Origin of the sequence: uncultured Psychroserpens sp. (genome assembly GCF_947503375.1) — a bacterium.
GTDB lineage: Bacteria > Bacteroidota > Bacteroidia > Flavobacteriales > Flavobacteriaceae > Psychroserpens.
In genome coordinates this window covers 154,377-180,030 of record NZ_CANNDQ010000002.1, presented here as the reverse complement: position 1 = coordinate 180,030, position 25,654 = coordinate 154,377, and the positions used below count along the sequence as shown (strand labels likewise).

At 32.2% G+C, this 25,654-nt stretch carries 32 protein-coding genes and 1 tRNA gene; 7 read left to right on the top strand and 26 right to left on the bottom strand.

The window, feature by feature from the left end:
- Positions 1-19: 19 nt before the first annotated feature.
- Positions 20-628 carry a hypothetical protein gene (locus Q0876_RS04095; protein WP_299224416.1) on the top strand — a complete coding sequence of 203 codons (609 nt, stop codon included), beginning with the start codon at positions 20-22 and terminating at the stop codon, positions 626-628.
- A 171-nt stretch (positions 629-799) separates the two neighbouring features.
- Here Q0876_RS04095 and Q0876_RS04090 read toward each other — a convergent pair.
- Positions 800-873, bottom strand: a tRNA-Met gene (locus Q0876_RS04090).
- Between the two features lie 130 nt (positions 874-1,003).
- Here Q0876_RS04090 and Q0876_RS04085 point away from each other — a divergent pair.
- Together Q0876_RS04085 and Q0876_RS04080 are read left to right on the top strand one after the other, a co-directional pair.
- Positions 1,004-1,396 (top strand): START-like domain-containing protein, encoded by a 393-nt coding sequence (locus Q0876_RS04085; RefSeq protein ID WP_299224415.1) that lies wholly within the window; start codon positions 1,004-1,006, stop codon positions 1,394-1,396.
- 57 nt (positions 1,397-1,453) lie between these two features.
- Positions 1,454-2,299, top strand: coding sequence for an aminotransferase class IV (locus tag Q0876_RS04080; protein ID WP_299224413.1), 846 nt, complete (start codon positions 1,454-1,456; stop codon positions 2,297-2,299).
- On the opposite strand, the gene Q0876_RS04075 is transcribed toward Q0876_RS04080, so the two are convergent.
- The 5 genes from Q0876_RS04075 to Q0876_RS04055 form a co-directional block, all read right to left on the bottom strand.
- Entirely contained in the window at positions 2,296-2,856 is a 561-nt protein-coding gene (locus Q0876_RS04075) for a YqgE/AlgH family protein (protein WP_299224411.1), read from the bottom strand. The two genes, Q0876_RS04080 and Q0876_RS04075, sit on opposite strands and share 4 nt — an antisense overlap.
- Before the next feature lie 182 nt (positions 2,857-3,038).
- Positions 3,039-3,311 carry an HU family DNA-binding protein gene (locus Q0876_RS04070; protein WP_091424321.1) on the bottom strand — a complete coding sequence of 91 codons (273 nt, stop codon included), beginning with the start codon at positions 3,309-3,311 and terminating at the stop codon, positions 3,039-3,041.
- Positions 3,312-3,506: 195 nt separating this feature from the next.
- On the bottom strand, positions 3,507-4,460 hold the full coding sequence (gene fmt / locus Q0876_RS04065) for a methionyl-tRNA formyltransferase (protein WP_299224409.1): 954 nt from the start codon (positions 4,458-4,460) through the stop codon (positions 3,507-3,509).
- A complete protein-coding gene (locus Q0876_RS04060) occupies positions 4,453-6,360 on the bottom strand; it encodes an ATP-dependent DNA helicase RecQ (RefSeq protein WP_299224407.1) in 1,908 nt (635 codons plus the stop codon). The genes fmt and Q0876_RS04060 overlap by 8 nt, the downstream gene beginning before the upstream one ends.
- Positions 6,361-6,362: 2 nt before the next feature.
- A complete protein-coding gene (locus Q0876_RS04055; protein WP_299224405.1) occupies positions 6,363-6,902 on the bottom strand; it encodes an ATP-binding protein in 540 nt (179 codons plus the stop codon).
- Positions 6,903-6,990: 88 nt separating this feature from the next.
- On the opposite strand from Q0876_RS04055, the gene Q0876_RS04050 reads away from it, so the two are divergent.
- From Q0876_RS04050 to murA, 3 genes are all read left to right on the top strand, one after another.
- Positions 6,991-7,284, top strand: a complete 294-nt coding sequence (locus Q0876_RS04050; RefSeq protein WP_299224403.1) for a DUF493 family protein — start codon at positions 6,991-6,993, stop codon at positions 7,282-7,284.
- An 88-nt stretch (positions 7,285-7,372) separates the two neighbouring features.
- Positions 7,373-8,017: a DUF4290 domain-containing protein gene (locus tag Q0876_RS04045; protein ID WP_299224401.1), complete on the top strand. Its 645-nt coding sequence runs from the start codon at positions 7,373-7,375 to the stop codon at positions 8,015-8,017.
- Between the two features lie 9 nt (positions 8,018-8,026).
- Positions 8,027-9,343 carry a UDP-N-acetylglucosamine 1-carboxyvinyltransferase gene (gene murA / locus Q0876_RS04040; RefSeq protein WP_299224399.1) on the top strand — a complete coding sequence of 439 codons (1,317 nt, stop codon included), beginning with the start codon at positions 8,027-8,029 and terminating at the stop codon, positions 9,341-9,343.
- 71 nt (positions 9,344-9,414) lie between these two features.
- On the opposite strand, the gene Q0876_RS04035 is transcribed toward murA, so the two are convergent.
- The 20 genes from Q0876_RS04035 to Q0876_RS03940 all read right to left on the bottom strand — a co-directional run bounded on the left by Q0876_RS04035 (position 9,415) and on the right by Q0876_RS03940 (position 24,673).
- Positions 9,415-9,777 (bottom strand): SnoaL-like domain-containing protein, encoded by a 363-nt coding sequence (locus tag Q0876_RS04035; RefSeq protein ID WP_299224397.1) that lies wholly within the window; start codon positions 9,775-9,777, stop codon positions 9,415-9,417.
- Between the two features lie 75 nt (positions 9,778-9,852).
- Entirely contained in the window at positions 9,853-11,157 is a 1,305-nt protein-coding gene (locus tag Q0876_RS04030; RefSeq protein ID WP_299224395.1) for a deoxyribodipyrimidine photo-lyase, read from the bottom strand.
- Positions 11,158-11,170: 13 nt separating this feature from the next.
- Positions 11,171-11,638 carry an SRPBCC family protein gene (locus Q0876_RS04025; RefSeq protein ID WP_299224393.1) on the bottom strand — a complete coding sequence of 156 codons (468 nt, stop codon included), beginning with the start codon at positions 11,636-11,638 and terminating at the stop codon, positions 11,171-11,173.
- Between the two features lies 1 nt (position 11,639).
- On the bottom strand, positions 11,640-12,101 hold the full coding sequence (locus Q0876_RS04020; RefSeq protein ID WP_299224391.1) for a TspO/MBR family protein: 462 nt from the start codon (positions 12,099-12,101) through the stop codon (positions 11,640-11,642).
- Complete coding sequence (locus Q0876_RS04015) at positions 12,098-12,274, bottom strand: Lacal_2735 family protein (protein WP_299224389.1); 177 nt, start codon at positions 12,272-12,274, stop codon at positions 12,098-12,100. The genes Q0876_RS04020 and Q0876_RS04015 overlap by 4 nt, the downstream gene beginning before the upstream one ends.
- A 6-nt stretch (positions 12,275-12,280) precedes the next feature.
- On the bottom strand, positions 12,281-12,817 hold the full coding sequence (locus Q0876_RS04010; RefSeq protein ID WP_299224387.1) for a glutathione peroxidase: 537 nt from the start codon (positions 12,815-12,817) through the stop codon (positions 12,281-12,283).
- A 2-nt stretch (positions 12,818-12,819) separates the two neighbouring features.
- Positions 12,820-13,503, bottom strand: coding sequence for an SDR family NAD(P)-dependent oxidoreductase (locus Q0876_RS04005; protein ID WP_299224385.1), 684 nt, complete (start codon positions 13,501-13,503; stop codon positions 12,820-12,822).
- A 139-nt stretch (positions 13,504-13,642) separates the two neighbouring features.
- On the bottom strand, positions 13,643-13,867 hold the full coding sequence (locus Q0876_RS04000; protein WP_299224383.1) for a hypothetical protein: 225 nt from the start codon (positions 13,865-13,867) through the stop codon (positions 13,643-13,645).
- Between the two features lie 4 nt (positions 13,868-13,871).
- A complete protein-coding gene (gene folE / locus Q0876_RS03995; RefSeq protein ID WP_299224381.1) occupies positions 13,872-14,567 on the bottom strand; it encodes a GTP cyclohydrolase I FolE in 696 nt (231 codons plus the stop codon).
- 57 nt (positions 14,568-14,624) lie between these two features.
- Positions 14,625-14,912 (bottom strand): TIGR03643 family protein, encoded by a 288-nt coding sequence (locus Q0876_RS03990; RefSeq protein ID WP_299224379.1) that lies wholly within the window; start codon positions 14,910-14,912, stop codon positions 14,625-14,627.
- Positions 14,896-15,321 (bottom strand): hypothetical protein, encoded by a 426-nt coding sequence (locus Q0876_RS03985; RefSeq protein ID WP_299224377.1) that lies wholly within the window; start codon positions 15,319-15,321, stop codon positions 14,896-14,898. The genes Q0876_RS03990 and Q0876_RS03985 overlap by 17 nt, the downstream gene beginning before the upstream one ends.
- A gap of 134 nt (positions 15,322-15,455) precedes the next feature.
- Complete coding sequence (locus Q0876_RS03980; protein WP_299224375.1) at positions 15,456-16,934, bottom strand: cryptochrome/deoxyribodipyrimidine photo-lyase family protein; 1,479 nt, start codon at positions 16,932-16,934, stop codon at positions 15,456-15,458.
- Positions 16,924-18,456 carry a cryptochrome/photolyase family protein gene (locus Q0876_RS03975; protein WP_299224374.1) on the bottom strand — a complete coding sequence of 511 codons (1,533 nt, stop codon included), beginning with the start codon at positions 18,454-18,456 and terminating at the stop codon, positions 16,924-16,926. The genes Q0876_RS03980 and Q0876_RS03975 overlap by 11 nt, the downstream gene beginning before the upstream one ends.
- Positions 18,457-19,767, bottom strand: a complete 1,311-nt coding sequence (locus Q0876_RS03970; protein WP_299224372.1) for a DASH family cryptochrome — start codon at positions 19,765-19,767, stop codon at positions 18,457-18,459.
- Positions 19,743-19,886, bottom strand: coding sequence for a DUF2256 domain-containing protein (locus tag Q0876_RS03965; RefSeq protein WP_299224370.1), 144 nt, complete (start codon positions 19,884-19,886; stop codon positions 19,743-19,745). The genes Q0876_RS03970 and Q0876_RS03965 overlap by 25 nt, the downstream gene beginning before the upstream one ends.
- On the bottom strand, positions 19,879-21,303 hold the full coding sequence (locus Q0876_RS03960; protein ID WP_299224368.1) for an SDR family oxidoreductase: 1,425 nt from the start codon (positions 21,301-21,303) through the stop codon (positions 19,879-19,881). The genes Q0876_RS03965 and Q0876_RS03960 overlap by 8 nt, the downstream gene beginning before the upstream one ends.
- 8 nt (positions 21,304-21,311) lie before the next feature.
- A complete protein-coding gene (locus Q0876_RS03955; protein ID WP_299224366.1) occupies positions 21,312-21,926 on the bottom strand; it encodes a flavin reductase family protein in 615 nt (204 codons plus the stop codon).
- Positions 21,926-23,236, bottom strand: a complete 1,311-nt coding sequence (locus Q0876_RS03950) for an AarF/UbiB family protein (protein ID WP_299224364.1) — start codon at positions 23,234-23,236, stop codon at positions 21,926-21,928. The genes Q0876_RS03955 and Q0876_RS03950 overlap by 1 nt, the downstream gene beginning before the upstream one ends.
- A gap of 11 nt (positions 23,237-23,247) precedes the next feature.
- Positions 23,248-23,904, bottom strand: a complete 657-nt coding sequence (locus Q0876_RS03945) for a TetR family transcriptional regulator C-terminal domain-containing protein (RefSeq protein WP_299224362.1) — start codon at positions 23,902-23,904, stop codon at positions 23,248-23,250.
- Between the two features lie 109 nt (positions 23,905-24,013).
- Positions 24,014-24,673, bottom strand: a complete 660-nt coding sequence (locus Q0876_RS03940; protein ID WP_299224360.1) for an MIP/aquaporin family protein — start codon at positions 24,671-24,673, stop codon at positions 24,014-24,016.
- A gap of 107 nt (positions 24,674-24,780) precedes the next feature.
- Here Q0876_RS03940 and Q0876_RS03935 point away from each other — a divergent pair, with 107 nt between their 5' ends.
- Positions 24,781-25,629: a DUF2911 domain-containing protein gene (locus Q0876_RS03935; RefSeq protein WP_299224358.1), complete on the top strand. Its 849-nt coding sequence runs from the start codon at positions 24,781-24,783 to the stop codon at positions 25,627-25,629.
- Positions 25,630-25,654: the final 25 nt, after the last annotated feature.

Here is a 25,654-nt window from a genome sequence, read left to right as displayed (position 1 = left end):
CCAACCCTAACCCACAATTATGAAAAAAATTCTAATCCTGTTTTCAATAGTAATTATTATTTGTAATTGTGAATCCAATAAAAAGAACAATCATAACCCAATTAACAAGGATAATATTCATCTAGTTCATTTTTTAGAGCGAAAAGTGTATTTACCTAACAATTTTAAAAGGTCAAGTATTGAAACATTTACTGAATTAATAAAAAGTTCAATAGACTTAGACACATTGTCAAATTATGAATTAGAAAGACTAAACAACTTGAGTAAATTAAATGAAAATGTTGAAATTTTTATTGGAAACAATAATTATTTGAACAGTATTTCTTTTCAATCAAGCCCATACTTTGAATTTGGAAAAGAAGCAGTAGCAATGTATGTTGATCTACTTGAAAATCAACTTCTAGTTGAACCTAGAAGTAGAGGCGTTGAATTTGAAAGACTTGAAAGTAAATATTTAAAATATGGGATTTCTAAAATTGTTAAAGTTAAATACTTACAGAGAGATGGAAATAGAACGGGTTATCTAACTCATTATTTGATATCCTATAAATTGTATACTTTCGGAATTATAGTGTCAAATGAGCATGGAAACGATTATCAATTCATTCTAAGAAACTTTAAAAAATAATAAAGAGTAATGTATGATTAGCTACGTGTTTCGTCTGTACTTTAAAAATCCTACAGAGATTGTTCTAATTTATATTCTTTTGGAATACTTAAGCAAATAAAATCATAAATAGTTTTTATAAAAAAACGGTTTAGTGTGAACTAAACCGTTGATTTTTGAATGATTTAATAGTAGCGAGAACGAGATTTGAACTCGTGACCTCCGGGTTATGAATCCGACGCTCTAACCAACTGAGCTACCTCGCCATAAATTTGGCTGCAAATATAAAAACAAAATCTATCTCAACAAACATTAAACAGGTAAAATATTTTTTTTCAGTATTAGTTTTAAACTCAACAATTAATTGTATATATTGAGCCTCATAATTAAAAAGAGATGGAAGAAAAAGTTAAGTTTGAAATGGAGTTTGTAATACATGCATCTCCGCAGCTTTTATATCAATATATATCAACACCATCTGGTCTATCAGAATGGTTTGCAGACAATGTGAATTCAAGAGGAGAATTCTTCACTTTTATTTGGGACGATTCTGAAGAAAAAGCAAAGCTCTTGAGCAAAAAAAGTGGTGAACGTATAAAATTTAGGTGGATCAATGATGAAGATGAAGATGCATCTTATTATTTTGAAATTAAAATTCAAGTTGATGAGATTACTAAAGATGTTTCCATTATTGTTACAGATTTTACTGAAGAGGATGAACTCGAAGAAGCTAAAATGCTTTGGGAAAATCAAATATCAGATTTAAAACAAGTTTTAGGCTCTGCTTAGAACTTCTAAATCATATTAGTTTTATATTTGTCTCGATTTTTAATCGAGACTTTTTTTATGATAAATCTCAATGGAAACATAGTAAGTAATACTACAGTAATCTCAGTAGAGAACCGAGGGCATAAAGTTGGTGATGCTTTATTTGAAACCATAAAAGTGGTGCATGGAAAAATACTCTTTTTGGAAGATCATTATTTTAGATTAATGGCTTCAATGCGTATTTTGCGGATGGAAATTCCAATGAATTTTACTCTAGAATTCCTCGAAGCTGAAATTTTAAAGACCACCAAAGCTAATCAGTTAGATAAGTCTTCAGTTAGAGTAAGGATAACTATTGATAGAGGTGAAGGAGGTGCTTATTTACCAATTGACCAAAATATTAATTACACGATTGTTGCTCAACCATTAGAAACAGATTTTTATACTCTAACAGATAATGCCACCTATGTTGTAGATCTTTTTAAAGATTATTTTGTTGCACCAGGATTGTTATCAACTTTAAAAACCAATAATAAGGTTATTAATGTATTAGGAAGTATCTATGCTAACGAAAATAGTTTAGATAATTGTTTGATGTTGAATACGAATAAGAATGTAATAGAGGCTTTGAACGGCAATCTATTTCTTGTGAATGGTAAAACTATAAAAACACCACCACTAACTGATGGCTGCCTTAAAGGAATTATGAGACAGCAATTGATGGTAATACTAGAGCAATCTGAAGATTACATTTTAGAGGAAGCATCAATTTCTCCATTTGAACTTCAAAAAGCAGATGAACTTTTTATAACTAATGTAGTCATTGGTATACAACCTATTTATAAATATAGAAAGAAAGCCTACACTAGTGAAGTATCAAAACAACTAGTTCAGCTATTGAATGCAAAAATAAGATTAGCTTAGTTGTAGCTTGGGTTTTCAGGAGCGTTAGACCACAATGAATAATCACCACCTAACTCTAACATTTTTTCTTTCCAAAATGAGTCACAACACTTTTCTATAAGTGCTTTCTTGTAAATGTTTTCTGAGATGATCCAAGTATTGGATTGTAGTTCATTATCCAACTGTTGAGAATCCCACCCAGAATAGCCTAGAAAAAATCTGATATCAGACTTTTTTAGTTTCTTTTCTTTGAGAAGTTTTAAAACAATTTCAAAGTTTCCGCCCCAAAAAATACCAAGAGAGATTTCAATACTATCTGGAATTAAATCGGGTACTTGATGAATAAAATAAAGATTATCCTGTTCTACAGGTCCACCATTAAACACTTTAAAATCTGCTTCTGTTTCAGAAATCAGATCAGAAAGTTTATAATTTAAAGGTTTGTTTAGTATAAAACCTATAGAGCCTTCGATATTATGGTCAGCTAATAAAATAACAGATCTATTAAATGATAGATCTCCAATTATAGAGGGTTCGGCAATTAATAAATTACCTTTTTTGGGCTTTGAGGTAATCATAGTTTATGATTTATATTCTAAATCTAAAACATATTTTATTAATAACCAACAAATTCCATTATTAAACATGAGTGTATTACTATTAGCAAGAACATTTTGTTTTTACAAATAACTCAATGATGTTATAAAAAGTAAAAGCCCACTAATATAGTGGGCTTTTATAATCTATTTTAAAGAGATGCTTAGTTTACAGCATTGCTTAAATCAGAACCAGCTTTAAACTTTACTACGTTTTTAGCTTTGATTTGTATAGTCTTACCAGTTTGTGGGTTTCTTCCTTCTCTAGCAGATCTTCTAGAAACTGACCAAGAACCGAATCCTACTAAAGAAACTCTGTTACCTTTTTGTAAAGATCCTTCGATGTCGATTAATAATGAATCTAATGCTTTCTTAGCAGCTGCTTTAGTAATTCCTGCATTTTCTGCCATTCCATTGATTAAATCTGTTTTGTTCATAAAATTAAATTTTAAATTATTAATAAATAGTTGGGTTAAACGTTTTTGTTAAATCCGTCTACAAATTTATACGTAATATCCATGTATGCAAGTAATAGCAAGGGAAATGCAGGTATTTGTTGATAACTTAGCGCATTTGTTAATAAAGGCTGTGCATTTCATCGGATTTTTTGTAATATCAATGATTATAAGGGTTTAGAGCATTTTTGCATTTTTTTCAAAATTATAGCCATTTATCAAAGATTTTACATCCATTTTGCGTTTGCCAGGCAATTGTATTTCCTTAATGCTTATGTAACCTTCTCTTGCAGCAACTTTTAACGTATCTTTAGTTACCGTAATTGCTCCAATTGTGTCTTGATGTGTTTCAACTTCTTTTTCAACAGAAAATAACTTAACACTTAACTGTTCATTTCCATTGATAAGATAACACCAGGCAGATGGGAATGGATTTAATCCTCTTATTTTATTATAAATGTCATCAAGACTTTCGTTCCAATTAATTTTACAATTCTCTTTATTTAGTTTATATGCGGTCTTTAGATTGTCTTTTTGAGGTTGAATGGTTGTTGTAATAGCGTTATCTTCAATCAAACCAACAGTTTTTAAAACTAGTTCACTACCAATTATCATGAGTTTGTCATGAAGTCTGCCTACGGTTTCATTGTTTTCGATGGCAATTTCATCTTGTAAGATCATTGCACCAGTATCTATTTTTTCATCTATAAAGAATGTTGTCACGCCAGTTTTAGCTTCACCATTAATTATTGCCCAATGAATAGGAGCAGCACCTCTATAATTTGGTAATAAGGATGCATGAAGATTAAATGTACCGTATTTTGGCATGTCCCAAACTACTTTTGGTAACATTCTAAATGCTACGATAATTTGAAGATTTGCGTTTAAACTTTTCAATTTATCAAGAAATGATTCTGCTTTTAGATTTGTAGGCTGTAAAATAGTTAGATTTTTAGTTTGTGCATATTTCTTCACAGCAGATTCGTGGAGTTTTCTACCACGTCCAGCAGGTTTGTCTGGCGCAGTTATTACACCCACAATATTGTAATTTGCATTGACTAGTGTTTCTAATATGGCAACCGCAAAGTCTGGTGTACCCATAAATACAATTCTTAGCTTTTCGTTACTCATTGACTTTAATTTTATAGAGGTTTGCAAGTGTGGTCTCAATCATATCATGTTCTAATAATACCTTCAAGGCATTAAAAATTTCATTCTTATTATAAGGTAATCGTTCTACTAACGCTCTTGAATTTTGACTTTTGATACTTAAAGTAGAAATGATGTCGTGCTGTATTGTTTTTAAATCTACATTGTTTTTTAATGAAGCATTTTTTAAACATACGTTACATCTTCCACAATTTTCTGAAGCTGTTTCCCCAAAATAACTTAATAATTGTTGCTGTTTACAAATAGAATTATGATTTGCATAATCTAAAACAGCATTCACTTGCATTAATTTTACGTGTTGTTGTTGTTTTACGGTTGTCACAATTCGGTTAATGGTTTTGTCATCTTCTCTTGGTTGTAAAAATATAATTTCAGAATCAGTATCTGAAAACTGAAAAGTTACAACACCATCATTATGTAACAGCCTTAAGATTGCTATAATTTGCTTTACAGACGTAGCAGCTTTATCAGCTATCAATGATAGATTTATTGCCAATGAATGCTCAAAAATCCCACCATAAGTTCTTAAAATAGATTTTACTACAAGCGCTATATGTTTGTGTGTTTCTAAATACGTATACAAAACTGTATTGCTCACAATAAATTGCAACGTAGTTTTATAATTAAACTGTTGTGATAGTTTTATAATACTGTTTCTGTCTAGGATTTGTAAAATACGATACGTTTGATTGCTTTTAAAATCATAGGCTTTACAGAAACTATTAAAATTGAATTGGTGTTTAGAGAATTCACCTTCACCATAGGAGATTTGAAAATAGTTGCATAATTTCCTATAGGTCAATTTAATTTGATCAATAGATGGCATAGATTTTATAAACTGGTTATTCAATCGTTGCTCATCTGATGAATTGGTCAGTAGAAAAGCATAAGCATTTTCGTTATTTCGACCTGCACGACCAGCTTCTTGGTAATAACTTTCGAGACTTTCAGGTAAATTAATATGAAATATTGTTTTTACGTCTGGTTTATCAATTCCCATACCAAACGCTGTGGTTGCAACCATAATTTCTTTTTGGTTCATCATCCATTGGTCTAAGCGCTCTTGTTTATCATTATTTGAAATGCCTCCATGAAAAAAGGTTGAACTAAATCCTTTTTTTTCTAACTGTTGGTGAATTTCAATAGATAACTTCCGGCTTCTTACATAAATAATTGATGCGCCTTTATATGCTTTAAGCAGTTGCTCTAGATCATAGACCTTGTCTTCACTATACACGACCTGATATGAAATGTTTGGTCTTGAAAATGATGCTTTAAAAATCTTGGGTGAAATAAAATCAAGTGCCGTTATGGTGTCATCAATAACTTTTGGTTTTGCGGTAGCAGTTAAAGCGATGCAATTAACACTTGGATGTAGCTGTCTTAATAAATTTATATTTTTATAAGCTGGTCTAAAATCGTTTCCCCATTGACTGATGCAATGTGCTTCATCAACAGCAATCAAATTAACATTCATTTGTTGTATGCGATGCTGCACAATATCTTGTTGTAAACGTTCTGGTGAGAGGTATAAAAATTTATAATTGCCATAAATACAATTATCTAGTAGTGTGTCAAGTTCTTTATAATTGATCCCACTTGTAATGGCCATAGCTTTAATTCCTTTTTCTTTAAGTCCATTCACTTGGTCTTTCATCAACGCAATTAAAGGTGAAACGACAATGCAAATTCCTTCTTTTATCAATGCCGGAATTTGAAAACAAATAGATTTTCCACCACCAGTTGGTAAAAGCACAAACGTATCTTCGTTATCGATAACTGCATTGATGATTTCTTCCTGTAAAGGTCTAAATGAGGTATAATTCCAGTAGCGTTCAAGTATGTTTATAGGATGTGGCATCACTACAAATTTAACGCATCCAAAATAAAGTCAGCTCGTTTTTCTATACTATCAAAAGGCACATCAACAAGAGAATATCCAAATCGTTGATATGTTTTTAGTAAGGCATCATGAATTTCAATAGCTTGATCAAAGTTCTCATAACGCTCACTGTCACTTGTAAAAATTTCCTGCCATGGCGCTAATACGAAAACGGCATTATAAGTGTGTTTCTCACAGGATTCAATAAAATGTTTTGGATAATCACTTTTCACGTAATCCATGTAAGCCAAAACATCTGGTAATCCTCGATCTAAGAATACAAGGTCTTTTTCAATAGTCTTTGCATCTTTAAATTGTTGAGTTCTAGCTTTCAGAAGTAATTCGCTAAAAAGGAGAGGTTTCGTTAAAAACAATTGTTCAATTCCATCTTTTCTGGCATCGAGAGTTACTTGTCTAGAGATTTCTTCAAAGCAAGTATAACCACGTTTTGTCAGTTCATTTATGATTGAAGATTTTCCTGTTCCAGGTCCACCAGTAATTACAATTTTTTGCGTGTTCAAATTGGCAAGGTTTTGGTTGTAAAATTAACAATAAATAATGCAAAGCAAAATGTAGTAAAGTGTATATTTGCTTACGAATAAAAAAAATATGAGTCCAGAGAAAAAATCAGAAGAGTTTTATAAAAAATTAAGGAGTCAACTCTATGAAACAACAAGTTGGCCATCAGAATATTTATACAAGTTTATTGTGCCATCAGACGCAAAAAAGATCAACCAAATAGAAGCTCTTTTTGATAATGTAGGTGCTGTTATTAACACTACAGAATCTAAAACAGGAAAATATACCAGTGTATCTGTAAATTTACAAATGAAAGATCCTGATGCTGTTATTTCTAAATATAAAGAAGTTGCTAAAAAAGTTGAAGGCGTTATTTCTCTTTAAGTTTATAGATTGCTAACTATTTTTTTGTATTTTGCACTCATGCAGAAGGACTTCGTGCATCATTTACAAATTCTACACATATAATATTTTGATAGACGATTTAGAATACAATACAGAGCGTGAACATTTGATTATTCCTGAATATGGAAGACATCTTCAAAAGATGATCAATTACGCCAAGGGGTTACCAACAAAAGAAGAACGCAATAAAGTTGCAAAATCTATTATTAATGTGATGGGAAACCTCCAGCCACATTTGCGAGATGTACCTGACTTTCAGCATAAGCTTTGGGATCAATTATTTATTATGTCTGATTTTGAGTTAGATGCTGAGTCGCCTTACCCAAAGCCCTCAAAGGAAGAATTATCTGAGCGTCCAGAGCCTTTAAAATACCCTCAAAATCATCCGAAGTATCGTTTTTATGGGAATAATATAAAAACGATGATTGATGTTGCTAATACTTGGGAAGATGGAGATCTGAAAGAAGCGTTGGTCTACACCATAGCTAATCATATGAAAAAGTGTTTTCTTAATTGGAACAAAGATACGGTTGAAGATGATGTAATTTTTGAGCATTTATATGAACTCTCTGGAGGTAAGATCAATTTAAAATCTAGTGCTGAGGACTTATCAGATTCAACTAGCTTATTACGTAATAAAAAGAAATATTCTAACAATAAGAAATCACATCATAAAAAGAATAATTCTAATAGAAATAGAAAACGCTACTAACTCAACTTCATGGCAACATTTATTATTGAAGGAGGTCACCAACTAAAAGGAGAAATACAACCTCAAGGCGCAAAAAACGAAGCTTTACAAATACTATGTGCAGTTCTTTTAACAGCTGAAGAAGTGAAAATTGATAATATTCCAGATATTATCGATGTCAATAAACTTATTGCCTTACTAAAAAAATTAGGTGTTAAAGTAAATAAATCAAGCAAAGGATCATATACATTCAAAGCAGATGAGGTTAATTTAAAGTATTTAGAATCAGCAGAATTTAAAGAAGATGGTAAAGGTTTAAGAGGTTCTATAATGATTGTTGGTCCACTGTTAGGGCGCTTTGGAAAAGGATACATTCCTAAACCTGGTGGAGATAAGATTGGGCGACGTCGTTTAGATACACATTTTGAAGGTTTTATAAATCTTGGAGCTAAATTTAGGTATAATAAAGAAGACTTATTCTATGGTGTAGAAGCTGATAAATTAACAGGAACCTACATGCTTCTTGATGAAGCATCAGTTACAGGAACTGCTAATATAGTTATGGCTGCAGTTTTAGCAGAAGGCACTACAACTATATATAATGCTGCATGCGAACCTTACTTACAACAATTATGTAAGATGCTTAACCGAATGGGAGCAAAGATAAGTGGTGTTGGTTCTAATATGTTAATTATTGAAGGCGTTGATGAATTAGGAGGAACTAGCCATAGGATGCTTCCAGATATGATAGAAATTGGAAGTTGGATAGGTCTTGCTGCCATGACCAAAAGTGAATTGACAATTACTAATGTGAGCTGGGATGATCTAGGTCAAATACCGAATGTGTTTAGGAAGATAGGAATTAATATTGAACGTCAAGGCGATGATATTCATATTCCTGCACATATAAATGGTTATGAGGTGCAAAACTATATCGATGGTTCAATTCTAACCGTTGCTGATGCGCCTTGGCCAGGATTTACACCAGATCTCTTGAGTATTATACTTACAGTATTAACTCAAGCTAGAGGGAGTGCAGTTGTGCATCAAAAAATGTTTGAAAGTCGCTTGTTTTTTGTTGATAAGTTGATAGATATGGGTGCAAAGATTATCTTATGTGATCCGCATCGTGCTACAGTTATTGGTCACGATTTCAAATCACAATTGAAAGCGACTACAATGACTTCTCCAGATATTAGGGCAGGTGTATCGTTATTGATTGCTGCATTATCTGCCAAAGGCACTTCTACAATTCATAATATTGAACAGATCGATAGAGGTTATGAAAATATAGATGAACGTTTGCGAGCAATAGGAGCAAAGATCACACGTATTGATGGTAATTAAAAACCAATAAGTAACTATTAATAAAAGCCTTGATCCTATCAAGGCTTTTATTAATTTATAGAGTCACTACCTTATTCGAAAGAATAAAAATACTGTTCACTGGCTATTTTACCATCTTTCACTTCATAAACACACACTTCTTCCATTTGTTGTCTACCTCGCTCTTTAAATGTACAATCAAAACCCATTTTAGCTGTAAAAAAATTACCAGCTACAACTGGATCACTTATAGAACTGGCGTGGAAATCTTCTACACTTTCTAACCATTCTTTGCTTTTATTCCAAACATTTTGCTTTCCAGTGGTAACTTCTCCTGGCATACCAGGCATTTCTTTACTTATAACATTGTCTGCATAAAGTTCGTTGATGCAATCTAGATTTTTACCTTCTTTGCACATTTGAGCCCATTTTTGGGCAACTTCTTCTGTTTTCATTTTATTGATTTTTAGATTGAACTTAAAATTAATTAAAAATGAAATAGGTAATTATAAAAGAATGTTAATCTTAAGTTAGTTCAATGCATCTTTATAAACTTTCAAACAGCGTTCTCTAGCCATTTTATGATCTACTATAGGTTGAGGATATGTGAGTTCTTGAAAATCTGGTACCCATTGCTTTATGTATTGAAGATCTTTGTCAAATTTTTGAATTTGAGTCGTAGGATTGAAAATTCTAAAATACGGTGCAGCATCAACACCAGAACCAGCGACCCATTGCCAATTTCCAACATTACTAGCCATTTCATAATCGTGTAATTTTTCAGCAAAATAAGCTTCGCCCCAACGCCAATCTATCAACAAGTGCTTGCACAAAAAGCTGCCAACCAACATGCGAACTCTGTTATGCATAAATCCAGTTTGATTTAGCTGACGCATACCAGCATCAACTAATGGGTATCCTGTTTTTCCGTCACACCATTTGTTGAATTCTTCTTCATTATTCCGCCATTCAATTCTATCATATTTTGATTTGAAAGATTTGTTGGATGTATGTGGAAAATGCCAAAGGATTTGCATAAAAAACTCTCTCCAGATCAATTCTTGCCAAAAGATCTCGTTGTCTTCGGCAATTGCTTTTTTTATCATTTTCCTAATACTTACTGTTCCAAAGCGAAGATGAGGTCCTAATCGAGATGTGGCATCTTTAGCAGGAAAATTTCGAGTATTCTCATAGTCTTGAATTAGCGTAGGCGTTACAGTAAAATCTTTGATTTCTTGTTTAGATTTTACAAAACCAATATCTGATAAGTCTAAATTTGGTAAGCGTGAGTTTTTAATTAGATTGTCTAAATAAGAATTGGTATAAAAGATTTCTAGATCAAAATCTTTAAAGAGACGTTTCCATGTTTTCATGTATGGTGTATAAACCACGTAAGGATCGCCATCATTTTTAACAACGTCATCTTTTTCAAAAATGACTTGATCTTTAAAAGTTTTGAATTCTATACTTTTTGATTCTAGAAACTCCTTTATGTCATTATCACGTTTTCTGGCGTACGGTTCATAGTCATGATTCGTATATACAGATTGTATATTGTAGTCTTCAACTAATTTTTTATAGACATCTATAGGGTTTCCATGAAATATAGCGATGCTACTATTGCGTTCATCTTGAAGTGTAGATCGCATAGTTTGTAAAGTATCATAGATAAAGTTTACTCTTGCATCATCCTTAGGAAGCGTATCTATTATTTCTGAATCGAAAATAAAAATAGGTAATACAGGTTTTTCACTTCTTAAAGCTTCATAGAAACCTACATTATCGTCTAATCGTAAATCTCTTCTAAACCAAAAAATAGTTAATGGTTGTTTCATAAAACAGTAATTCTTATGGGTTGTAAGTTCCGAATAATTCTTCCAATTTCTGAGTTCTATAATTAAAAATTTCTTCAAGTTTAGGCTTGACTAGAATTGGATGAACCAATTGACCTAGAATTCCTAAAGGAACTTTATAGTCTATGATATCTTCCATTTCAACGCCTCCGTCAATTTCTTTTATGAAGTGCTTGTGATGCCAAAGTGAATATGGACCAAAGCGTTGTTCGTCTACAAAGTAATGTTTGTCAATACTATGGGTAATTTCTGTAACCCATTTGGTTTTAATTCCTAGAACTGGTGTGACAATATACTGAATGATTTGTCCGGCATACATAGGCCTGTCTGCACCAGAAAGGATGTGAAAGCCCATATAATCTGGCGTAATGGTCTTGAGGTTTTTTGGATCTGATAAAAACGCCCAAGCAATGTCAATTGTAATGGGTAAGTTTTGCTTTTTATGTAATCTGTATATTTTCATATTAGTTGTAAATTGAAATGTAAAGATTAAGCGATGTTGCAACACATAACCATATTAAATAAGGAAGGATGAGTATAGATTTTCCTTTTAAATCTTTTAAGTATGTGAATAAGAATGCTGTAATAATAATTGCAAGTACAACAATGTTTACAAGCGCAATATTAATAAGTCTTTGATCGAAAAATATGAAGTTCCAACTGATATTCAGAATAAATTGTATGGCGAATAATAGTGCTATTTTATTTGTTGGCCTTTCGGGATACAAATAGGCCATGTAAGCCGAAAAGCATATCATTACTATAGTCCAAGCTACACCAAAAACCCAGCCATCAGGAGTCCAAGGCGCTTTGTTCAGATCAATATACCATCTGTTTTGTGGACCTTGAGCCATGAGCCATGAACCAATGAAAAGCGCAGTAAAATTTAAAATCACAAATACTAAAAAAGACTTTATAAACTTCATTCTTTATGGGATTGAAGTGCTTCTATACGATCTAATACACGTTGAGCTTCTGCATATTTTTTATCACTTTCAGCTCTGTTCGTTGTAGATAGTGCGTGCCATTCTTTCATTAACTTCTCATATTTTTTTTGAAGCTTATCTACTTCAGAGCTTTTTTTAAATATTCCAAACATTGGTTTCTATTTTATATGTTTTGTAATTTTTGCACTGGTTGGTAAGGTCGTAGAGTAGTAATGATCTATTAGTTCACCATTAGTATCGAGAATGTATTTTTGAAAATTCCATTTTACTTTTGAGTTTTTTACACCATTTTTTAGCTTTTGTGTTAACCATGCGTATAACGGATGTTGATTAGTGCCCTTAACATCAACCTTTTCAGTAATTGGAAATGTTACACCATAATTAATCTTACAAAATGATGTAATGGTTTCAGCATCTCCTGGTTCTTGATTTCCAAATTGGTTACATGGCACACCTATTACAATTAGTTTTTCTTTATGAGTATTATATAGGTCTTGCAGTGCTTTATATTGAGATGTGAAACCGCATTTAGAGGCAACGTTAACAATTAGCATATACTTTCCTTTAAAATCCGAAAAGTTTAAGGGTTTACCATCAATTGTGTTGATTTCTATATTGTAAATAGAAGATCTGTTCAATTGATGTATTGTTGGTTTTGAGAATAATGTTGCCATAAAGATCTTGTACGGATTCATACCTATATTTTAAAACTTACAATACCACAATCTATTTCAAATACCTGACCTGAAATAGAGCTTGATCTATCAGAAAGTAGAAATTCTGCCATTTCAGCAACGTCTTGAGGTTGGAGGAATTTTTTCATTGGATGGCGCTCTGTGATATTTTCTATCATTTTTTCATTTCTAAGAAGCTTTGAAGCTAATTCAGTATTTGTAACTGTAGGTGCAATTGCATTAATTCTGAGTGTTGTTGCTAATTCTGCTCCCAAAGATTTTACCAAGCCTTCAACTCCAGATTTTGCTGCTGCTACACTTGAATGGAAAGGCATTCCTAATTTAGTAGCCACTGTACTGAATAAAACTATAGAAGGATTTTCTCCATTTTTTATCACATTCAAATATGTTTGTATGGCTTTCACAGCACCAATCACGTTAATTTCATAGTCATTGCGAAACTCATCTAAACTAAAACGTGAAATAGGTTTAAGATTAATGCTACCTGGACAATAGACTAAGCCGTCTGCAGTTTCAATATTTGGGAGTTGATCAGTAAGTATATCACATTGGTGGTGCGTTAGGTTTGGGTGTGTTAATTTTGGAGCGCTTCTACTTATGTTGATCACATAGTGATTTTCCAGTAAGGTAGTTACTATGGCGTTTCCTATCCCTTTACTGCCTCCAACAACTACGTATGTTTTCATGTGTGTTTTTGGTATTGATTAATACATTACATATAAAAAGCTGATAACCCATTTTACCTTTTGATTTAAACTAAAGCTAAAACAATCAAAAAAATGAAATGTAGGTAAAATTATAGTTACCAGCATTTTGTAATGCTTGTTATACAGCAGATAAATGTCCTTTAAGGCGTTTTTCTACTTTACGTTTGATTACTGTTAAACGTTTCATAATATCCATAATCTTTTGGTCTTTTCGTTCTTTATAGATTTGATTTAAATCTAAAATCAACGCTTTTGCTTCACGCGAAATCTTAACTCGATCACTAGTAGATAAAGATCTCATTTTTCTTTGCTCAAATTCTAAGGCTCTGTTTATTACTTCCATAGTCTTAATTATTTATATAGTTATGTAATTCTGTGATTTTTTCAGTAGTATTAAATTGACCACCATAGTAGGTTGTAACTGTGGCTGAGGTATCATCTTTTATCCCTCTTGATGAAACACATAAATGCTTAGCATCAATAATAACAGCGATATCTTCAGTGTGTAGTATGTTTTTAAGCTCTTCAGCAATTTGATTGGTTAAACGCTCTTGTACTTGTGGGCGTTTAGCATAGTATTGTACAATTCTATTTAATTTTGAAAGTCCAATAACTTTTCCAGAGGAAATATATGCTACATGTGCTTTTCCTATAATTGGAACAAAGTGGTGTTCGCAGTTGGAATAGAAGGTGATATTCTTTTCTACAAGCATTTGATTGTATTGATATTTGTTATCAAATAATGCGACTTTGGGCTTGTTCTTTGGATTCAACCCTGAAAATATTTCATCGATATACATTTTTGCTACACGTTTTGGTGTGCCTTTTAATGAATCGTCAGTGAGATCTAAACCCATAACATCCATAATTTCTTCAAATAAAATGGCAATGCGTTCTTTTTTTTCTGAATCACTAAGTATGAATGCATCGTTTTTCATTGGTGTCTCTAAACCTGTATAAAGATGGTCATCACCAATATCTGAAGTTGAAAAACCATTTAATCTATGGCCGTTATTTTTTAAGTTTAATGTGTTTATGCTCATTTGTTTTCTTTTTAATGTGCTGTCTCAAGTACTCATCTCTATGAACAAAGCACGTTATCATTTCGATATTGAGTTTTGGGTAATTTGTTTTTGTCTAGAACATTTAAATCTACCCTCAGAAAATGTTCTTAATTTTTCGTGTTTTGTTTTTCGTCCTTGAACTCGCTTTCGCCACATTTTGAAACTTTTCGGCTTCATTTCTCTTCGCATTAGTTCAATCACTTCTTGTTCTTTTAAGCCAAACTGAAATTCAATAGCTTCAAATGATGTTCTGTCTTCCCAAGCCATCTCTATAACCCTATCTATTGCTCTTATGTCTAACTCATTTTTATCTTTGAAAATCATAGCGTGTATCATATTGTACTTTTGCATCTAAGAGCTTGTTCAAGAACGTCTTATTCTCTTTAAAGGTTTTATTATTTCTAAAATGGATAAACTTTCCTTGTGAATGTATGCTTGCACCATTGGTTTTATAGATTACCAATTGGTAATAAGGAATAATCCATGTGAAATTTTTTAATCCTTTATTGATGTAAATAAGAATACCACCTGAACGCATTTCTATATTTGCATAGTTTATATCGGATACTAAGTTTAAATATTGTTGCATATTTGGACTCACTTCTTCAATAATCATTCGTTTAGAACCAACGCCTCCCATTTTAAACGATTCAAAAAATGAATAAGGCTTCCCAATTAAATCATTAATGATTTGTTTATGTTCTTTATTTGGATGTGTTGAATCTAAAACCAATGTTCAAAAATCTGAATCACTCAAATTTACGAAATGTTTAATCTTTTTATATAATACTTAAACAAAAAATTAACATAATTCTATTAATGTAAGTTGTTTTTGTGTATAAATATCTGATAAACAATAATTTATATTTAGTTTTTTGATTTTGCAAGGGTGTGTTTTTTAAGAATTCTCTTGTTCTCGTCCTTGACTTTTTTATTTTTACGTAGATTCCAAAGGATTTCTGTCGCTTTTTTACGAGTTTCTTCTATATCAACTACTGGTAAAGGGTAGTCTATACCTAACTTAAAATTATAGAATTGTTGTTCCATCTCTGTCATTAGAAATGGCTGATGGGCTAGGGGTATTTCTAAGTGTCTTAATTCTGGAACCCATTTTTTAATAAATACGGCGTCTGGATCATGTTCTAGACTGTTTTTAATTGGGTTATATATTCTTAGCATGTTTGTACCAGTTTCACCTGCTTGCATTTGTAATTGCGGATAATGGATACCAGGCTCAAAATCTAGAAATTGTTGTGATAAATGTCGCGATGCTGCTTGCCAGGGTTGCCATAGATTATGTGTGAAGAATGAAACCACTAATGCCCGCATTCTAAAATTGAGATAACCAGTTTCGTTTAGGCAACGCATCGCTGCATCGACTAACGGGTAACCAGTTTTTCCGTTTTTCCATGCTTTTTGATAAGTTTCTGAAACATGCTTCTTAAGCTTTTGAAAACCTTTATTCAAGCTTTCTTTTTCCATAGTATGCTCCATTTCAAATTTTTGAATAAAGTGAGATTGCCATCTCAATCGAGACATAAATGCTTCTAAAGGCTTTTTATTCGATAGCGTTTCATTTAATAGATATGTCTTTCTATAGACTTCTCTAACAGATATATTTCCCCAAGCTAAATAAGGAGAAATACGACTACAACTGGTTCGAGATAATTCGGGTTTAGAAATATGAAACATATAATTTACATAACGCTTTTCTAAAAATGATTGAAGATATTTTTGACCTATCGTTCTACCTCCTTTTTGGAAGACTGAGTTATTATTAGTCACAAGAGATGGTACATGTAAAAGTGTTTCTAACTGTTCTATTTCTCTTAAATGTAATAGTTGATTTTCTTGTGGTGTGAAAACTAGAGGTTGGAGCTCAAAATAAGCATTGCATAAATTTATCCACTGTTCTCTATCTTTTAGACCACGTTGTACACCATTGTTGATATTTTCATGCCATGTGATAAGATTATTTTTACAAAAACGATTAAATGATTTATCGCGATTATAAGTAATTAGAATACCTGTTTCTTGATGTGAATATACATTTCTAATGGTGTAGCACTCCATTAATTGGTTAATAGCTGTGATAATATCGCTTTTAACAGTTAATACTTTAGAATGATAGGGTTTTAAACATAGGTTTAAATCTTTAATAGACTCTTTAACGAAATCCCAATGACGTTTACTGTAATGATCGTCTTCTATGAGCATAGTTTCGAAGACATAGAGTAGTAGTGTACGCCTACCTGAAGCTAAAGCATTACTAATGGCTTCATTATCTTCCAGTCGAAGGTCTCGTTTTAACCAAACCACATTTATCTCTGGTGCATTAGTATTCATCTTGATGTTTAATAATATGTTGTGCTTTTTCTTTGATGGCTTGAAGCTCTTGCTTATTCATTTTATCTAACAAACTATACATCATTTTCATTCTAAAGTTGTTACTGAGCAGTGTTCTTTTTTCGTCTAGGAAATTCCAATATAAGCTATTGAAAGGGCAAGCGTTGTCTTCCGTTTTTTTATTTTTATTGTAATGACAATCTGTACAATAATTACTCATCTTGTTAATATAAGACCCAGACGATACATATGGCTTCGTAGCAATTTTACCACCATCTGCAAATTGACTCATTCCTCTAGTGTTGGTTAACTGAACCCACTCTATGGCATCAACATAAATGCCTAAATACCAATCATCTACTTCGTCTGGATTTGTTTGAGTAAGTAATGCATAATTTCCAGTAATCATTAAACGCTGAATGTGATGTGCATAACCATTTTCTAATGAGTTATTTATGGCATGTTTTAGGCAACTCATTTTAGTATTCCCTGTCCAGAAAAAATCTGGTAATTTGTTATAATTATCTAGTTTGTTATTGATTTTGTATTCAGGCATAAATGCCCAATACATACCTCTCATATATTCACGCCAACCGATAACTTGTCTTATAAAACCTTCAATTTGCGAAATACCAATTTTATCATCATGCTTTCGATAATAGTTCATTACTGTCGTCACAACGTCTTTTGGAGAGATGAGTTTTAAGTTCATTGCAAACGATAGCCGTGAATGAAAGAGGTATTGCTCTTCGGTATGCATTGCATCTTGATAGGAACCAAAATGAATTAATAGTTTTTCGCAGAAGAACTTGAGTTGATCAAGGGCTTGAACTCTAGTTATTGGGTATGAAAAGGTTTTAGTATTAAATTTACCTATGGTTTTGATATTTGCTTTTTTGATGGCTTTTACAACCGCTTTAACATCATTATTGAACCATTTATAACCAGGTATGTTAACGTCTTCATTCCATTTATTTCTATTGCTTTTATCAAAATTCCATTTTCCACCTTCTGGCTGATCATCAACTACTAGAATTTTATGTTTTTTCCGCATATTTCTGTAGAAGTTTTCCATGAGAAATTGTTTTTTTCCTTTAAAAAATTGTGCGACGTCTTCTCGATTAGTATAAAAGTGTTCAGCTGAAACAGCATTAGATGTTATAGGTAGTGTTTTACAAAACGTATTTATTTGCTTATCTAATCTATATTCGTCTGGGAATATATATTCAAAGTGTTCAATGTTGTGTGTTTTTATTAAGTGTAAAAGGTTGTCGTCAAGGTGTTGTGAGTTCCCCTTATCATTGATTTTTAAATAGTATACTTGATGACCTAGTTGTTCTAAATCTACAGCAAATTGTCGCATTGCTGAAAAGAAACCAATGACCTTTTGGATGTGATGATTTACATAATCGGTTTCTTGACGCATTTCAAATAAACAATACAAAACATTATGGTCAGTTTTTTTGAACCATGTGTGTTTAATGTTGAGTTGATCACCTAATATGAGTCTGAGTGTTTTCATTTAAAATAAAGTTTCTTGTAACCAGAGTTTTTGAAATTTGCCTGTTGTATCGTATCGTTCTGCTTGTAGATCTACATTGAATTTTCGATTTCTAGGGTCATTACCAACTCCAGAAACGTACATCCAATTTCCATAGTTGCTGTGAACATCATAATCAATAAGCATAGCTTCAAAATATGCTGCTCCAATTCGCCAATCTATCATTAAGTCTTTAGCAAAGAAAGAAGCAACATTTTGTCGGCCTCTATTACTCATCCATCCTGTTTTTTTGAGTTCTATCATATTGGCATTTACAAAGGAAGATTTGGTTTCTCCATTGATCCACTTAAGGACTTCATCATTATCGGTTTTCCAGTGATAATTTTTATTTAAAATGCCTCCAACTTTGAAAATATGGTTTTTATGTTTTAAGGAAATGTATTTAAAATAATCTCTCCAAATGAGTTCAAAGATCAACCAATAGGTTGATTGATTTTTAAAATATAGTTTTTCAAACTGTTTAACGTTCCAATATATAATTCTTGCAGAGATACTTCCATTAGCTAACCATGGTGAAAATTTAGAACTAAAATCGGTTCCAATTAAGCCATTACGCGTTTTTTTGTAGAACCCTAACTTTTTACTTTCAAAGAAATAATCATTAAGTCGCTTAGTGGCATAAGTTTCTCCACCTTTAAAAGGAAATGCTGACTGTGGATGTGTGTTAAAAGGTTCAAGTTTTAGATCTTCAAGTGTTGGTACTTGTGTGGTGTTTTCAATAGCGTTTATTTGATCTGCTGAGGGGTTTTCTACTACAGGTCTAACTCTAGAATAGGTCTCTATTTTTTTTCTAAAGTTGGTAAATACTTGAGGGATTTCTAGAAATGACATTCCTATATCGTTTGGATGATATAAAAATTGATCATAATATTCATTAAATGCAATGTTATCGGCTACCGATTTTTTAATAGAGTTCAAAGTTTCGATTTCTTCAGCAGTCCATTCACTTTGTAGATAAATAGATTTGATTTTAAATATATCGATAAGATTTGGTATGGATTGGTATGGAGCATTTGTAAAGACAAACAGTTCAATATTTAAAGATTTAAGGTTTGCCTTTAAATTTTCAACGGTCTCTATTAGAAATTTTGCTCTAAATCTATCTGTTTTTTTGAATCCAAATCGTGATATTTCATAATGTTTAGGATCAAAACAGTAACAGGCTATAACGTGTTTATGATTAGTAATGGCTTTGTTTAAAACTAGATTATCTTGAACCCTTAAATCATTTCTAAACCATACTAATGCTATATTTTCTTGTTTCTTCTGCATCTTTCACTACAATATTTTACATTATTCCAATTTAGTTTCCATTTTTTTCGCCAGCTGAATGATAAGCCACATGTTAGACATATTTTCTCAGGTAAATTTTGTTTCTTGTATTTAGACATCTACCAACTTATTTATCATTCCTTTGAAAATAAACCCGTGAAATGGTAATACGCTGTACCAATACAATCGTCCCCAAAGTCCGCGAGGCCTAAACGTGGCAGTTTGTTTCAATAATCCATTTTCAATTTTGAACTCCAACCAAGCTTCGCCTGGTAAGCGCATTTCAGCATAAAGGAGTAATTTTTTTTGTTCTTTATCAGCAAAAATGACACGCCAAAAGTCTAGGGCGTCACCAGCATCTAAATCTGTGGGACTAGTTCTCCCGCGACGTAAGCCAATACCACCAAAAAGTTTATCTAAGTAGCCTCTTATTTTCCAAAGAAATGTGCCATAATACCAACCAGTTGTGCCACCTATGCGCCATATTTTTTCTATAGTTTCACTGGTATTAGTTACTTTACGCTCTTTGTAATCTTTAAAACAACCAAACTTTGGAACATTGATATATTTGTGAAGATTATTTCTAAGACGATCACTGCTAATCATAGAATCTTTCCAGCTAGAAATGATACTATTCTGTTCAATTTTCTCAAAAGCCAGTTCTACAGCTTGTTTGTAGGTAAGTGGATTTACCTTAAGTATGTTGTTGATTTTACTTGGTTTACCAATAATTTGAACACCCATGCTATCTACTAAAGACGTTGCGAGTTTATAAGATGTTGAGGTTACAAAATATAACCAATAAGAAGATAATTTAGGTGTCATTACTGGTACAGTTAAAATATACCGCTTTAAACCTCTCACTTCAGCAAATTGAAGAAGCATTTGTTTGTATGTTAGTATTTCTGGACCAAATACGTCAAATGTTTTATTGTATAATTCTTCTTTGCCGATACATCTGTTCAAAAATGATAATACGTCTCTAACTGCAAGCGGTTGTGTTTTTGTGTTTAGCCATTTTGGAGCGATCATAAACGGTAGTTTTTCTACTAGATCTCTTATAATTTCAAAAGAGGAGCTTCCAGAGCCTACTATGATTCCAGCTTTGAAAACAGTAAGTGCATAACTACTTGATTTTAGTAATTTTTCTACATTTTTGCGTGATCTTAAATGTTTAGAGAGCTGATCTTCATTTGTTATTCCACTTAAATAGATTACTTGTTTTGCTGAAGTCGTTTCAATGTAATTTTTGAAGTTTTTGGCACAACGTTCTTCTAGCGACTCAAAGTCTTTAGAGGAATTAGACATGGAGTGAATTAAGTAATATGCAACATCAATATCGTTAGGGATGTTGTTAAGTGTTTCAGGTTTTAAGAAATCTGCTTCAACAACATCAATCAATTCATCTTCAAAATAGTTTTTATCTGCGCGTAGTTGATCTCTAACAGCACATACAACATGATGCTCATCATTGGTAATTAAAGGAATTAATCGTTTACCAATGTAACCAGTTGCTCCTGTTACAAGAATTTTCATTTGCTTTATTATTTGGGTCTTTGATAACCAAAACGCGCCTTGAGTTCTGGTATAGCGTAACCATCTAACCCATTAATTGTAGCTACTCTTGCCTTGGATAAATTAATAAAACCATCTTCAGTTAATAGATTTTCATTGACATGTAAACCTATTATTTTTCCAATGACAAGAATTGTGTTATTTGACTTGATATCATATTCTTCAACATATTTCATGGCTAATTGAAGTGGAGCACCTTTTACATAAGGTGCCTGGAAGTCTTCTTTATATTCTGAATTCAAGTTCGTTTTTTCAAATTCTGAAATATGTGAATCATATTTTGCAGATGTATGATGGGCATCCTTTAAAATATCTTCGTGAATATGATTTACAGTATAATAACCTGTGGTCTTTATGTTTTCATAAGTGTTTCTCAATACAGTCGTAGGCCTGAGAAAGAAACCCAGCATTGGCGGATTTGACCCTATATGTGTTACAGAGCTAAATACAGCTACATTTTCAATACCATCGGTAGATGTTGTGCCTATTAAATTAGCAGATTTATATCCAGAGCAACTATTAATTAAGTTAATTCGATATATGTGGTGAAAATTGGTAATATCATCTGTATTGATATAGATCATTAGAGTGTAAGGAAATTATTGATTTTGATGTCTTTAGCTTTTAGGTCAAACATTAAGTTGTATAAGCCAAAGAATGTTCTATTCATATAAATAAAGTGTTTAGATCCTCTATTACCATTCATTTTACGTAATTCGGTGTTTTTAGAATATTTTTCACCTAGTTCAGCTATTTTGCCAAAGAATTTCTCGTCAGAAAAATCAAAGGTTTCCGCATGAAACGGTTGTGTGAATAAGCTTAGCATTTCATAAAACATAGCTGTAAAAAAATTTACCTCTTCTTTTGTGTCATCTTCTCGGAGGATTTCTAGTTCATAAAGTTTATTTACAAAGTAATCCATGTTAGACATATTTCCCTTTTCAGCTAGTTCAAAATAGGGTGTATAAAACTCTTGAGGGATAATTTTCATACAGCCGAAATCTAGTGCGATAAGTTGACCTTCTTCAGAAATTAAAAAGTTGCCTGGATGTGGATCAGCATGCACTTTTTTAAGCTTGTGAATTTGAAACATATAAAAATCCCATAATGCTTGTCCCAAGGTGTTAGCAATGTTTTGATCTGAATTATGAGCAACAAACTCTGAAAGATGTTCACCAATCATATAATCCATAGTAATGATTCGCTCATTAGAAAGCGATTCATAATATTCAGGAAATTTTAAGTTAGGAATGATGCCACATGCTGCAGAAACTTCTTTGCTTTGTTTGACTTCTAATATATAATCTGTTTCTTCGATAAGTTTGTTTTCAACTTCCTTGAAATATTTATCTGAACCTTTTCCTTTAATATTGAACATACTCATAGCTATAGGTTTTACCATAGCTAGATCTGATGTGATACTTTCTGCAACGCCTGGGTATTGGATTTTCACAGCAAGTTTTTTCCCATCCTTATGTGCTAGATGGACTTGACCTATACTAGCAGCATTTACAGACGTTGCGTTAAAAGTATCATAAATCTCATTTGGGTTCTTACCAAAATATTTTTTAAATGTTTTTATAACCAAAGGTGGAGATAATGGAGGTACAGAGAATTGAGCCAAAGAAAATTTTTCTACATATGCTTGCGGCATTATACTTTTTTCCATGCTTAGCATTTGGGCTACTTTCAATGCACTTCCTTTGAGTTGTTTTAGACCGTCATAAATATCTGATGCATTATTTTCATTTAGTCGCTCTTTTGCTTCGGTTTCCGATTTTGTGATCTTATCACCATAATATTTTATATAATTCACACCTACCTTAGCACCTGTTGATACTAGTTTTGTAGCACGCTGAATTTTTGAAGTTGGTATTTTATCTATGGCTTTCATTTAGAGCAATTTTAATTTATGTGCATTTTTTCTTTGAAAATAAACTTTCCAAAGTCGATCAAACTCTTTATTGGTGCTACATCTAAAACATCAAAAGTTGTATTTACAGATTTCTCGATGAAGATATCAGTTTTTTCGAATCCTGAAGAGGTGTCATCCATCCAGAACTTCATAGTAATCAACAACTGTAACCAAGCAGACTCTTTCAATCCACGACGCTGAATTTTATCAATTTGTTCTTGTTTGATTTCTATAAGTTCAATTTCTAAATGTTCTATATAAGTGGTGAATGCTTCTTTTAATTCAGCTAATAGCTGTAAGCCTTTCAGATTATTTTTGTGTTTATGTAAAGCAAATATTACATAGCTTCTATTAGCAGTAAGGTTTTCAAAGAATGTAAAATAAAAACTTAATAGTTTATTTCGTGCATCAAATGAAGCATAATCATTGCTCTTTTCTAAAACACTAATCGTATTATCAAAGAATGCTTTAAAAATGTGTTTTTCTATAGCATCAAAAGAACCAAAGAAGGTATAGAATTTTTGCTCTTCAAAGTTATTAGACTTAGCAAAAGCATAAACCGTTTTTGGTTGTTGATTATGCTCTAATACATAATCCATGTAGAAAGAAATGATATCGTTATTAGTAATGTTTTTCTTTTTTGCCATAATTTATAATTGTAATGTAAATATACAAAATGTTTAACTATTTTAAATAAAAGCTAAACAAAATTTAACAAGATATTATAAGTAATTGTTTCTAAAAATGCTTGAAATATCAACAACAGTTATTGTCTTTGATTAAGCTACAGCTTTTGATGGCCAAAAACGCTCCAATGAACGGAGCTGTAAGATACAACCACAGGTGTTGCAAATTACCTGAAACCAAAGCAGGAGCCAAAGACCTTATAGGATTCATTGACGCTTTAGTCATTGGGCCAGCAAACATGGCTTCTAGTAAAATAACGCTTCCAACTGCAATAGCAGCCATAGTACCTATTTCTTTACTTCCAGTAGAAACATTGATAATCACAACCATCAAGAAAAAGGTTAGTAATAACTCTAGCACAAAAGCTTTATAAGGCTCAAATCCGTCGGCAGGAATAGAGCTGCCAAGAGTTTCGCTTTCAGGAAACAAAAACCATAGTAAAAAACATGCTAAAAAAGCACCTAAAGCTTGTGCTAGAATGTACTTTGGGACTTCATTCCACGGAAATTTTTTGGCTACAGCAAATCCAAAAGTAACCGCTGGATTAAAATGGGCACCAGAGGTTTCTCCAAACGCATATATCATACTCATAACTATTAGTCCCCAAGTTATAGCTACGCCTACATGAGATATACTGTCATTAGTAATTTCATTGATTGCTATTGCGCCACAACCACAAAAAATCATAGCAAACGTGCCAATAATTTCAGCAAAGTATTTTTTCATCATAATACTGAAGAGGTATAATGTCTTAATTTATAGTTTTATTAACAAATATAGGCTTGTCTAGTTCGTAAATTTACGTGAATTTAAAACTAATCATTAAATCTATTACAATGAAAAAATTATTATTAATATTTGCGGTTTTTGCGATGGCTTTCAATACAAATGCGCAAATTGAAACACCACAGCCTAGTCCTTTAGCAAAAGTTGAGCAGAAAGTAGGATTAACAGATGTATCTATTGAGTATTCTAGACCTAATATGAGAGGACGTACCATTTTTGGAGATTTAGTGCCTTATGGTAAAATGTGGAGAACTGGAGCGAATAAGAATACAATGGTCACTTTTAGTGATGACGTTACTGTAGGAGGTAAAGAATTAAAAGCTGGTTCTTATGCAATTTTTGTAACGCCTTCTGAAAAGTCTTGGGAAGTTACTTTTTATTCTGATACAGAGAATTGGGGAACGCCTAGAAATTGGGATGATTCTAAAGTTGCGGCTAAAGTATCTGCTGATGTATATCCTTTGCCTATGAATATTGAAACCTTTACCATTTCATTTGATGATTTGTCTAATGATTCAGCAGTAATTGGAATGATGTGGGAAAAGGCATATGTAGGTATAAAGTTTGAAGTGCCTACAGATAAAGCAGTTTCAGCAGCTATAGATAGAGTGATGTCAGGTCCTGGAGCTGGAGATTATTATGCAGCGGCGCGGTATTATTTAGAAGCGGATAAAGATATTAATCAAGCTGCAAAATGGATTGATATGGCTGTTGATATGACAAAAGATCAACCTCGTTTTTGGTGGTTACGTCAACAATCTTTAATTCATGCTAAAGCTGGGAATAAGGATAGAGCAATTGCAGCAGCAAAAGCTTCACTTGCAGGAGCTAAAGAAGCAAAAAATGACGATTACGTAAAAATGAATATGGACTCATTGAAAGAATGGGGAGCAATGTAATTTATTTTTCCTAGGTATAGAAAAA